The organism is Amycolatopsis sp. NPDC058340, assembly GCF_042723975.1.
Taxonomy (GTDB): domain Bacteria; phylum Actinomycetota; class Actinomycetes; order Mycobacteriales; family Pseudonocardiaceae; genus Amycolatopsis.
Window position 1 is genome coordinate 1 of record NZ_JBHXIB010000056.1, and the last position, 11949, is coordinate 11949.

Annotated in this window: 7 protein-coding genes; all 7 read left to right on the plus strand. The window is 69.8% G+C overall.

What is annotated here, in order from left to right:
- The first annotated feature begins 335 nt into the window (after positions 1-335).
- The 7 genes from ACFWIW_RS35955 (at position 336) to ACFWIW_RS35985 (ending at position 11828) form a co-directional block, all read left to right on the plus strand.
- The gene (locus ACFWIW_RS35955) at positions 336-785 is read left to right on the plus strand and encodes a single-stranded DNA-binding protein (RefSeq protein WP_378372555.1); all 450 of its coding nucleotides are present in this window, start codon (positions 336-338) and stop codon (positions 783-785) included.
- Positions 786-881: 96 nt separating this feature from the next.
- Complete coding sequence (gene ettA / locus ACFWIW_RS35960; RefSeq protein ID WP_378372556.1) at positions 882-2558, plus strand: energy-dependent translational throttle protein EttA; 1677 nt, start codon at positions 882-884, stop codon at positions 2556-2558.
- A gap of 16 nt (positions 2559-2574) precedes the next feature.
- Complete coding sequence (locus tag ACFWIW_RS35965; protein WP_378372557.1) at positions 2575-5118, plus strand: hypothetical protein; 2544 nt, start codon at positions 2575-2577, stop codon at positions 5116-5118.
- A 341-nt stretch (positions 5119-5459) separates the two neighbouring features.
- Positions 5460-10433, plus strand: coding sequence for an NAD-glutamate dehydrogenase (locus tag ACFWIW_RS35970; RefSeq protein WP_378372558.1), 4974 nt, complete (start codon positions 5460-5462; stop codon positions 10431-10433).
- Positions 10433-10852, plus strand: coding sequence for a thioesterase family protein (locus tag ACFWIW_RS35975; protein WP_034313873.1), 420 nt, complete (start codon positions 10433-10435; stop codon positions 10850-10852). The genes ACFWIW_RS35970 and ACFWIW_RS35975 overlap by 1 nt, the downstream gene beginning before the upstream one ends.
- The gene (locus ACFWIW_RS35980; RefSeq protein ID WP_378372559.1) at positions 10845-11480 is read left to right on the plus strand and encodes a hypothetical protein; all 636 of its coding nucleotides are present in this window, start codon (positions 10845-10847) and stop codon (positions 11478-11480) included. The genes ACFWIW_RS35975 and ACFWIW_RS35980 overlap by 8 nt, the downstream gene beginning before the upstream one ends.
- Before the next feature lie 63 nt (positions 11481-11543).
- Positions 11544-11828 (plus strand): hypothetical protein, encoded by a 285-nt coding sequence (locus ACFWIW_RS35985; protein WP_378372560.1) that lies wholly within the window; start codon positions 11544-11546, stop codon positions 11826-11828.
- Positions 11829-11949 lie beyond the last annotated feature (121 nt).

An 11949-nucleotide genomic window follows, 5' to 3' on the forward strand; every position in this document is an offset into this window, starting at 1 on the left:
AGCCCCCGCGGCCGGACCCAAGGCACCTTACCTACCACTTGACCCGCCACGGCTCCCCCCGCTTTTTGCGAAAGCCACTTTCGCAACCTTCAACGTTGCGAAAGTGGCTTTCGCAACCTCCCCCTTCCCTCTGAGAAGCCGGATCGCCGCCGCTACCACATCCCTCGGACAGCCGTCGCCTTTCCGCCCCGAGTTGTCCACAGGAAGCCCACAACACCCGGAGTTGTCCACAGATCCGGTTCGCGTCATTTTCCGCCCTTGATCCGGGGCACTCTTGTGATCAAGGGAAACACCGGGAAGGTCCCGGCTCGAGGAGAAGGGCGAGTGTGATGGCGATGGGCGAGACGTGGGTGACCATGATCGGCAACCTGACCAGCGAACCGGTGCACCATCCGGAGCGGGTGCACGGGCACGACGTCGTGTCGTTCGGCTTGCGGAGTGTCGAACGCCGGTACGACAAGGAAAGAGGGGAGTGGGGTGAGGGGCGGCAGCTCGCGGTCAAGGTCACCTGCTGGCGCAAGCTGGCGATGGCGGCGTTCTCCTGTCTCAGCAAAGGCGATCCGGTGATCGTGGCCGGGCGGCTGCGCGGCGCCGAGACGGCGGAGGAGATCCCGGCGCCTCTGGGTCTACCTGAGCTTGAGGCCTTCTCCATCGGCCCCAACCTCGCCCGGTGCTCGGCCGAGATCCACCGGATGGGACGGGATCGGCCCAGGGCGATCCCGTCGGCACCGCCGCCCACGGGGAATCCCATGGTCATCGCGTTGGAGGACGCACCCGTGGCGTGAGATACCGATGCCCGCTCAGTGATATCGGGCTGACTGTCGGTAGCTCGGTGGTGACCGCCGTCAAGGCCGCGATCGGCTCGCTCTACGATCGCTTGTATGGCCGAGTTCATCTACACCATGAAGAAGGTGCGCAAGACCGTCGGGGACAAGGTCATCCTCGACGACGTCAGCACCGCGTTCTACCCCGGCGCCAAGATCGGCGTGGTGGGGCCGAACGGCGCGGGTAAGTCCACCGTTCTGAAGATCATGGCGGGGATCGAGCAGGCCAGCAACGGCGAAGCCTTCCTCCAGCCCGGCGCCAGCGTCGGCATCCTCATGCAGGAGCCGGAGCTCAACGAGGCGAAGACCGTCCGCGAGAACGTCGAAGAGGGTCTTGGCGACATCAAGGTCAAGCTCAACCGCTTCAACGAGGTCGCCGAGCTCATGGCGACCGACTACAGCGACGAGCTGATGGAGGAGATGGGCAAGCTCCAGGAGGAGCTCGACCACGCCGACGCTTGGGAGATCGACTCCACGGTCGAGCAGGCGATGGACGCACTGCGCTGCCCGCCGCCGGACGAGCCGGTCACCCACCTCTCCGGTGGTGAGCGCCGCCGGGTCGCGCTGTGCAAGCTGCTCCTGTCCGCGCCCGACCTGCTGCTCCTCGACGAGCCCACCAACCATCTGGACGCCGAAAGCGTGCTGTGGCTGGAACAGTTCCTGGCGAACTACGCCGGCGCCGTCCTCGCCGTCACCCACGACCGGTACTTCCTGGACAACGTCGCGCAGTGGATCATGGAGCTCGACCGCGGCCGGGTCGTCGGCTACGAGGGCAACTACTCGACGTACCTGGAGAAGAAGCGCGAGCGCCTCGAGGTCCAGGGCAAGAAGGACGCCAAGCTCGCGAAGCGGCTGAAGTCCGAGCTCGAATGGGTCCGGTCCAACGCCAAGGCGCGTCAGACCAAGTCGCGGTCCCGACTCGACCGCTACGAGGAGATGGCCGCGGAGGCGGACAAGCACCGCAAGCTCGACTTCGAAGAGATCCAGATCCCGCCGGGGCCCCGGCTGGGCAGCGTGGTCGTCGAGGTCGAGAAGCTGCGCAAGGGTTTCGACGACCGGGTGCTGATCGACGGGCTGTCGTTCGACCTGCCGCGCAACGGCATCGTCGGCGTGATCGGGCCGAACGGTGTCGGCAAGACGACCCTGTTCAAGACGATCGTCGGGCTCGAGGAGCCGGACGACGGCCGGGTCAAGATCGGCGAGACGGTCAAACTGTCCTATGTGGACCAGAACCGCGGCGGGATCGACCCGAAGAAGACGGTATGGGAGGTGGTTTCGGACAAGCTGGACTACATCCACGTCGGGCAGACCGAAATGCCCTCGCGTGCCTACGTCAGCGCGTTCGGTTTCAAGGGCCCGGACCAGCAGAAGCCGGCGGGCGTGCTCTCCGGTGGCGAGCGCAACCGGCTGAACCTGGCGCTGACCCTCAAACAGGGCGGGAACCTGATCCTGCTCGACGAGCCGACGAACGACCTGGACGTCGAGACCCTGGGCTCGCTGGAGAACGCTCTCGAGCAGTTCCCCGGCTGCGCCGTGGTCATCTCGCACGACCGGTGGTTCCTCGACCGGGTCGCGACGCACATCCTCGCCTGGGAAGGCACGGACGAGAACCCCTCGCAATGGTTCTGGTTCGAAGGTAACTTCGAGGGCTACGAGAAGAACAAGGTCGAGCGTCTCGGTGCCGAGGCGGCTCGTCCGCACCGCGTCACCCATCGCAAGCTGACCCGCGACTGAGGGCCGGGGGTTCCCCGTGGAAGCCAGCAAGCGCCAACGGCCGGGCTCGCCCACCACCATGGTGGGTGGGCGGACGGCTGCCACCGGGGGAACCCTGTCCGCTGTCGGCAGGTTGATCGAACGCGCGGACGCCCTGCACCTCAGGGCGCCCGAGCTCGCTCTGGTCCTCGGGGAGCGCGCGGCCGCGCTCGCCGAGGCCGCCGGAGCCGACGAGCAGTGGATCCGGGCGGAGAGCCTGGTGGTGAGCGCCCGGGTGCGGCTCGGTGGCCGTCCCCGGACGGTCGGCCGGGCCGTGGCCGCCCTGCGCGCCGCGGAACACGCGGGCTACGGCGACATCGCCGCCCGGCTGAGGATCGACCTGGCGGTCTGCGCGCGCAGCGTCGGCATCCCGCTGACAGGGCTGGCCGCGTTGCGTCCGTTGCTGGCGGATCCGGCGGTTTCGCCGTCGCACCGCGCCGAGGCGTTGTGCCACCTCGTCGGCTGCCTGGCGCAGTTCGGCCGGAAGGCGGAACTGGACCGCGTGCTCGCCGAGGCGGACAAGCTCGTGCTCGGCGACGGCTCGATGACAGCGGACTCGCAGCTGCTGATCCGCGCGATGTTGCGGGTCGGGGTGTCGGCGCACCGTCGTCGTCACGGAGACCTGACGGCGGCCGCCGATGCCGCGCGGACCGGGCTGGGCATGCTCGAAAAGCTCGGAAACCCGGACGACGACGGCGGTCTCGCCCGGATCAGGCTGACCCTGCAACTCGTCTGCACGTTGCTGGACCGGGGCGACACGGAGATGGCGCTGGAGGTCGCGCAGCCGATCCTCGACGCGCCCGTCCGCGCCGCGGGGATCGCCCCGGCCGCCTGGCTGCGGCTGGCGGTGGCCACCCGTGTCCTGCTGCCTGCCGGCTCCGGTGAGGCCGCGGGCATGCTCGTCCGTGAGGCGGTCGCCGGGACCGGTGACCGCAACCTGCACGCCGTCACGGCACGGCTGTGGCTGGAGCTCGCGCAGATCGAGGAACGGCTCGGCCGGGCCGAAGAGGCCATCGGCTGCCTGCACCGTTCGCGGGCCGCCGAGCATCTGCACGCCCGTGCGCGCAGGCAGGCATGCAACGTCCTGGTCGGCGAGTTCGGCTCCGCCGAGAACGCCGCCGTCGACCTCGACGACGTCCTGCGGGCCGTCGCCGCGCGGTCGTCCTCCGCGGTGCCCACGCCGTCGCCCGCCCCGGTTTCGGCGCCGGAACCGGTCGAGGTGACCGCGGTGATGCCGAAGATCGATGTGGCGCCGCCGAAGCGGGCCGCGGCCGAGGCACCGGCTCGTCGGGAGCCGGAGCCCGTGCGGCGGAGCAGGCAGCCGGAACCCGCGCCGGTCGAGTCCGCGCGTCCCGCCGCGCCTTCGTATCCCGCCGAGCCCGCGCGCCCGGTCGAGTCGCCGCGGCCGGTGGAACGTCCCGCGGCGCCGGTCGCGGAGAAGAGCGAGGCGCCGGTGTTGAAGCCGCCCTCTCGTCCGGAGCCCGAACGGGAAGCCGTGGCGTCCGACAGCGACTGGCGTCGTCGGGTGCCGAAGAAGACCAAACCGTCGATCAGGTTCGAGCCGAAGGCCGAGCCCGCCGCGCCGAAACTGATGCCGCCGCCGAAACCGGAATCCGCGCCGGTGCCGCGTCCCGAACCGGAGCCCGGGCGCCGCCGTCGTCAGGAGGAGCCGGCGGCGCGTGAGGTCGCCGCCGAACCGATGGCCGCCCCAGCCGAGAGCCCGGCTCCGGCCGCGCGGTGGCGGCCCGAGACCGAGGCCCCTGTCCGGACCGAGGAGCCGGTGCCCGTGGCGGCCTCGGAATCCGTCGTCCCGGAACTGCTTCTCGCTCCCGAGCCCGCGGCCGAGCCCCGGCCGCGGATGGCGGCGGAGGCCGCGCCGCCGCGTCCGCCCGGTACCGCCGCCCCGCTGTGGGAGAGCGACGAGTGGGCGGCCGAAGAGCGTGCCCGCCGGTCCGCGGCGCCCGTCTCGCGCAAGACCAGGCACGACGCCGAACATGGTTCGGTGGCCGCGAAATCGGTGCTGGACCGGCTCGGGATCTCGAGCGCCGGAGGACAGGGCGGTGGCCGTCGTCGTGCGGACGGCGCCGTGGATCCGGTGCACCCCGAATCCGTCGCCGAAGAACGCGCCGGCACGCGCCGGGAACCCCCGCCCGTCGAGTACGGCGAGCCCGCGGTCCCGCTCGCTCCGCCGCCTCGGGAGGATCCGGCGCCTCCGCGGAACGAGATAACTCATCCCGCTCCCAAGGAAGAGGTCGCGGATCCTTGGCTCCCGCGGTTGCGGATGCCGCCCGCGTTGGACCCGCTGACCGACACCGGTTCGTGGCGGCCGATCACGCCGTTCCCGGAGAGCTACGCCCGCGCGATCGCGGAGGACGAACCGCCGCCGGACGCCGGTCTCGCCGACCTGCTCGCCCGCGCGCTCGCCGAGCATCAGGCGGGCACCGCCAGCGCCGCCGCGCTCGTGAAGCAGCTCGGTTCCCAGGACTCGGGAAAACGTCCGGTCAACGGGCACGACCGGCACCGCGCCAACGGGAGCGACTGACCCCGCGGTAGCAAAGGTCCCTTGCTCACCTCGGCGGAAGACGCGGTCAGCTTGAACGATTCAGCCGGCGCGGTGAGGCCGCCCGCCGGGGCTTCGCGCGGCAATGGGTGCTGGTCACCCCGGTGCGGCGAGGCGACGGAGGGTCCGGACAGACCGCCGATGTGACCGGCGAGTAGCTGAACCGATCACGGCGATTCCGGTATCTGAGCAGGGAAATCTTCGACGGGCGGGAATGACCCGGCCTTGTGGAGCCGACTGTCCGGAGCTGTAGGTTGGGTCTGGGCCGGTACAGAGTCGTGCCGGTCGCGGTGTCAATCTCGCTACAGTGGAGAGTTGCCTCAATGAGCTCGACGGGAGTCTCGTCCCCGCCCGGAAAAGATGTCGGCACCGAGGATGGCGCCCGGCGCCGGTCGGCGAACCCGGAGCAGATCCGGGACGACCTGATCGACGCCGCCGCGGCGTACGCCCCGGAGATCGGCGACCTGATCCGCCTGTACTACCGGCACATCCCGGCCGAAGAGATTCTCGGTGACGACCCGGTCGACCTCGTCGGCGCCGTCCGCTCGCATCTGCAGCTCGCGAAGGACCGGATGCCCGGCCGTCCCGCGGTGCGGTTGCTGAACCCGACGGGTCCCGAAGACGGCTGGACGCGTGAGGCCACCGTCGTGCAGGTCGTCACGGACGACATGCCGTACCTGGTGGATTCCGTCGCGGCGGAGTTCGCGCGGGACGGGGTGCAGGTGCAGCGCATCGTGCACCCGATCGTCGTGGTGAGCCGGGATCTGACCGGTGAGCTGCTGGAGGTCCACCCGGACGCGGACCCGGCGGAGCCGCCGGCGAATTCGGCGGCCGAGTCGTGGATGTACATCGAGATCGACCTGGTCACCGACCCGAATCGCGCCCGTGAGCTGGACAACCGGTTGTCTTCGGTGCTGGGTGACGTCCGCGAGGTCGTCGAGGACACCGACAAGATGACGGAGACGGCGCGCCGTCTCGCCGACGAGTTGGACGGCAACCCGCCGAGCCTGCCCGCGCACGAGGTCGCGGAAGGGGCCCGGCTGCTGCGCTGGCTGGCCGAGGGCCACTTCACCTTCCTCGGCTACCGCCGGTACGAGCTGATCGACAACCCGCACCCGGACAACGACGAGCCCGCCCTGCGCGCGGTGCTGGCCACCGGGCTCGGCGTGCTGCGCCAGGACAGTCTGGCCGCGCGCAGCCTCACCGCGGGCCCGGACACGGCGGCCTCCGCGCTCGCGCCGACGTTGCTGGTGCTGACCCAGGCGAGCGCGCCGTCCACCGTGCACCGCCCGGTGTATCCGTACTACGTCGGCGTGAAAACGTTCGACGACAACGGGAACGTCACCGGCGAGCACCGGTTCCTCGGCATGTTCACCACCACCGCGCTGCACGAGAACGTGCTCGACATCCCGGTGGTCTGCAACCGCGTCCGCGAGGTCATCCACCGCGCCGGCTTCCCGATGGAGTCCTTCTCCGGCCAGCGGATGCTCGAAGTGCTGCAGAACTGGCCGCGAGCGGATCTGTTCTCGGCCGACACCGACTCGCTCTACTCGACGACGACGGGCGCGATCACGCTTTCGGATCGCAGACGGCTGCGCCTGTTCCTGCGCCGCGACCCGTACGGCCGTTTCTACTCGTGCCTCGTGTACCTCCCGCGTGACCGCTACACGACCCGTTCGCGGCTCGCGATGCAGGAGGTGCTGCTCGAAGAACTCGAAGGCACGCAACTGGAGTACAGCGCGCGCATCGGCGAGACCGTGCTCGCGCAGGTGCACTTCATCGTGCACACCGATCCGTCGCAACGCTCCGAGCCGGACACCTTGCGCATCCAGGAACGGCTCAACGAAGCCGTTCGCAGCTGGGACGACCGGATGGTCGAGGCGATCCTCGCCGAACGCCGCGAGCGCGCCGGGGACAGCGGCGTCGCGATCGGCCTGCTGGTCGAGGAATCCGCGGGCGAACAGGGGCAGCGGTTCGCCGCGGTGTTCCCCGAGGGCTACAAGGAGGACTTCACCGCGCTCGAAGCGCTCGCGGACCTCCGCGCCCTGGAGTCGCTGACCGACGAGGGCGACCTGTCGATGTCGTTCTACCTGCCCGCCGACGCCGAGGCGGGGGAGCGGCGCTTCAAGCTGTACCTGCGCGGCGAGGGTGTCACCCTCTCCCAGGTGCTCCCGGTCCTGCAGCGGATGGGCGTCGAGGTCGTCGACGAGCGGCCGTACGAACTGCGCCGCGAGGACGGCGGCCGGTCCTGGATCTACGACTTCGGCCTGCGGATCGACCCGCAGGTCCTCGACCACGCGGACAGCGACCTCCGTACCCGCTTCCAGGACGCCTTCCACGCCGCCTGGCGCGGCGACTGCGAGGTCGACGGCTTCAACGGGCTCGTCCTGCGCGCCGGGCTCACCTGGCGCCAGGCGGCCATCCTGCGGGCCTACTCGCGGTACCTGCGCCAGACGAAGATCCCGTTCTCGCAGGAGTACATCGAGAACACCGTCCTCGCGCACACCGACATCGCCACCGCGCTGGTGCGGCTGTTCGAGACCCGTTTCGACCTTTCGCTCGGCGACGAGGCCCGCGCGTCGCAGGCCGATCAGCTCACCACGGAGATCGGCAAGCTGGTCGACGAGGTGACGAGCCTCGACGAGGACCGGATCCTGCGCCGGCTGATGTCGGTCATCCTCGCCACGCTGCGCACGAACTACCACGTGACCGACGGGGACGGGAACTCCCGCCAGTACCTGGCGCTCAAACTCGACCCGAGCGCGGTGCCCGAGCTGCCCGAGCCGCGGCCGAAGTACGAGATCTTCGTGTACTCGCCCCGGATCGAGGGTGTGCACCTGCGCTTCGGCGACGTCGCGCGCGGTGGTCTGCGGTGGTCCGACCGCCGGGAGGACTTCCGCACGGAGATCCTCGGCCTGGTCAAGGCGCAGGCGGTCAAGAACGCGGTCATCGTGCCGGTCGGCGCGAAGGGCGGCTTCGTCGTGAAGCGCCCGCCGTCGGCCACAGGTGACCCCGGGTTGGACCGCGACGCCCAGCTGAACGAGGGCATCGCCTGCTACCGGATGTTCATCTCCGGCCTGCTCGACGTGACCGACAACCGCGTCGAGGGCAAGACCGTCCCGGCGCCGGGCGTGGTCCGCCACGACGGTGACGACAGCTATCTCGTGGTCGCGGCCGACAAGGGGACCGCGAAGTTCTCCGACATCGCGAACGAGGTCTCGGCGAACTACGGGTTCTGGCTCGGCGACGCCTTCGCGTCCGGTGGCTCGGTCGGCTACGACCACAAGGCCATGGGCATCACCGCGAAGGGTGCTTGGGAGAGCGTCAAACGCAACTTCCGCGAGCTGGGCAAGGACACCCAGACCGAGGACTTCACCGTCGTCGGCATCGGCGACATGATGGGTGACGTCTTCGGCAACGGGATGCTGCTCTCGGAGCACATCCGGCTCGTGGCCGCCTTCAACCACATGCACATCTTCCTCGACCCGAACCCGGACTCGGCGACGTCGTTCGCCGAGCGGCGCAGGCTGTTCGATCTGCCGCGTTCGTCGTGGGAGGACTACGACCGCTCGCTGATCAGCGAGGGCGGCGGGATCTACTCGCGGTCGGCGAAGACGATCCCGATCAGCCCGCAGGCCCGCGAGGCGCTCGGGCTCGGCGAAGACGTCACGAAACTGGCGCCGAACGACCTGATGCAGGCGATCCTGCTGGCCCCGGTCGAGCTGCTGTGGAACGGCGGCATCGGCACCTACGTCAAGGCCGAGAGCGAGTCCCACGCGGACGCGGGTGACAAGGCCAACGACGCCCTGCGTGTCAACGGGAACCAGCTCCGCGTCAAGGTCGTCGGCGAGGGCGGGAACCTGGGCCTGACCCAGCTCGGCCGGATCGAGTTCGCCCGCGCGGGCGGCAAGATCAACACCGACGCGCTCGACAACTCCGCCGGGGTGGACTGCTCCGACCACGAGGTGAACATCAAGATCCTGCTGGACCACCTGGTCTCGACCGGATCGCTGGACGCCGAGCAGCGCAACGAGCTGCTGGAGCAGATGACCGACGAGGTCGGCGAGCTCGTGCTGGCCGACAACTACCGGCAGAACGCGGTGCTCGGCGTCAGCCGGGCGCACGCCGGCCCGATGGTCTCGGTGCACCAGCGGCTCGTCGCGGCGCTGGTCGCGAAGGGCGCTTTCGACCGCAAGCTCGAAGCGCTGCCGAGTTCGGCGGAGTTCCGTGCGCTGGAGAAGGCGGGCGAGGGTCTCACGTCGCCGGAGCTGGCGACGCTGATGGCCCACGTCAAGCTCGACCTGAAGGACGAGCTGCTGGCGAGCGAGCTGCCGGACTCCGAGGTGTTCTCGCGTCGTCTGCCCGAGTACTTCCCGAAGCCGCTTCGGGAGCGCTTCGGTGACGCGATCTTCCAGCACCCGCTGAAGCGCGAGATCATCACGACGATGGTGGCCAACGAGGTCGTCGACGGCGCCGGGATCTCGTACGTCTTCCGCCTGATGGAGGAGATGAACGCGACCGCGACCGACGCCGTCCGCGCGTACGCCGTGGTCACCCACGTGTACGACCTGCCGTCGCTGTGGGCCCAGATCGACGCGCTGGACAACGTCGTGCCGACCGAGGTCGCCGACGAGATGATGCTGGAGACCCGCAGGCTGCTCGACCGGGCCGCCCGCTGGTTCCTCACCAACCGGCCGCAGCCGCTGGCCCCGCTCGCCGAGATCAACCGGTTCGGCCGCGTCGTCGGCGAGCTGGCTCCGCGGGCGCACGAGCTGCTTCGCGGTGTCGAGTGCGCTTCGGTGGACGCGAACACCGAGCGGCTGATCGAGAAGGGCGTCCCGGCGGAACTCGCCGGGCGGGTGGCGCTGCTGCTGCACACCTACGGCCTGCTCGACGTCACCGACGTCGCGGAGCTGGCCGAGCAGCAGGTGGGGATCGACGCGGTGCACACCCCGGCGGAGACCGCGGGCCTGTACTACGCGCTTTCCGACCACCTCGGCATCGACAAGATGCTGACGTCGATCAGTGGCCTCGAACGCGGCAACCGCTGGCACGCGCTCGCGCGGCTGGCGCTGCGGGACGACGTCTACGGTTCCTTGCGGACGATCACGCTGGACGCGTTGCGGCACAGCGATTCGGGTACCGACCCGGACGAGAAGATCGCCCACTGGGAGAAGACGAACGCTTCGCGGTTGCAGCGGGCCCGTGTCGCGCTGGACGAGATCAGCCAGTCCGGCAAGCTCGACCTGGCGACCCTGTCGGTGGCGGCGAGGCAGATCCGGAGCACGGTGAGGTAGTGAGCTACATTTCCCTGATCCGGCCGCGCTGGTCGGATATGGACGTCTACGGGCACGTCAACCACGCGAATCTGGTGACCCTGCTCGAAGAGGCACGGATCCCCCTGCTGTTCGGGGACGCCGTCCGCGCGGGCCTCACCGAACTGCCCAAGGGCATCGTGGTGGTGAAGCTGGCCGTCCATTACCGTTCGCCGATCGTGGTGTCCGATCAGGACATCCGGGTGGAGATCTCGTTGAAGGACTTGAAGCACGCCAGCTTCACCCTCGGTTACCGGGTGCACGACGGCCCGGCCGAGGCCGACAAGGTCGCGGTCACCGCCGAGACGGTGCTCGCGCCGTTCGACACCGCGTCCGAGCGGCCCCGTCGGCTGACCGAGGACGAACGCGCCTTCCTGGAGAAGGGGTTCGCGGATGCCTGAGCTCGTCATCCCGGACGCGGGCGACCGCGAAACGCTCGGCGCGTTCGTGGCGAGGGCGGTCCGGCTCGACCAGAACACGCTGGTGCGGTTGCGGCAGCGCGGTGACGGTGTCGTCGAGGCGTGGAGCACGACCCCGTTCGAGGTCCTCGCCACCAGGGCGGTCGCCGGCGACATCACGCCGTCGGACGTCACCGTGTCCGGGAACGAGCTGCTCGCCGCGCTGACCGTCGCCGGCGGTGAGCGGATGGATCCGGGCCCGGCCCGTGACCTGATGTGGCATTCCGAGCTGCCCGCCCCCGGCCGCTGGCAGCTGGTGGACGAACTGCCGGCGACGGTGATCTCCGAGCTGGCCGATCGGGGCGTCACACTGGCCCGCGACAACGTCGGTCCGCACGGGAACCCGCCCGCCTCGCTGATGGACCAGGCGGTGCTCACCGTTTCGGGCAACGAGCTGGAGATCAAGGTCCAGATGCGGTGCCTGTTCGCGTTGTCCGGGATGGGTTTCGTGGACTCGTCGATCGACGGCGACGTCGTCCGCGTCACCGCGACGGATTCGTGGATGCGCATCGACGCGCGCTACGGCGCCGTGCTCAAACGCCGCCACGCGCTCCTGCCGCTGCTGTTCTGACGGGTTTCTTACCGCTCGACGCCGCGGGTGGCTTCCGGCCGCCCGCGGCGTCATGCTGTCTCCATGAAAGACAAGGACGGGGACGACCCCACCGCGGATTTCCTCGCCGAGGTCAGGCCGGAGGAGACGCCGTGGCGGACCGAGCGCCCGCCGGGTGAGGAGGCGCCGGAACGCGCCGAACGCCCGGAGAAGTGGGGCCGCGCCAAGAGCGCCGGACGGGCCGCGGCGAAGGCCGCGCCTTACGTCCAGGCCGCCGCGCTGGCGACCTGGATCGTCTCCGGCACTCTCGACAGTGACTCCGGCGACGCCAGCGACTCCGGCTTCGACCTGGGCCCGGGCGACGCCTGACTCCCGCGTTTCGTCCTCTGAATGCGGTAGTTCGTACCACCAACTACCGCATTCAGAGGACGAAAAGCGTGGGGATCAAATGATACAGCGCCTAGTGTTGAGGCGCGGCAAAAGGGCGGGA

Bases quoted from the DNA above. Each gene is read 5' to 3' on its own strand.
- ACFWIW_RS35955 (WP_378372555.1), top strand. From the start codon at position 336: ATGGGCGAGACGTGGGTGACCATGATCGGCAACCTGACCAGCGAACCG.
- ettA (WP_378372556.1), top strand. From the start codon at position 882: ATGGCCGAGTTCATCTACACCATGAAGAAGGTGCGCAAGACCGTCGGG.
- ACFWIW_RS35970 (WP_378372558.1), top strand. From the start codon at position 5,460: ATGAGCTCGACGGGAGTCTCGTCCCCGCCCGGAAAAGATGTCGGCACC.
- ACFWIW_RS35980 (WP_378372559.1), top strand. From the start codon at position 10,845: ATGCCTGAGCTCGTCATCCCGGACGCGGGCGACCGCGAAACGCTCGGC.
- ACFWIW_RS35985 (WP_378372560.1), top strand. From the start codon at position 11,544: ATGAAAGACAAGGACGGGGACGACCCCACCGCGGATTTCCTCGCCGAG.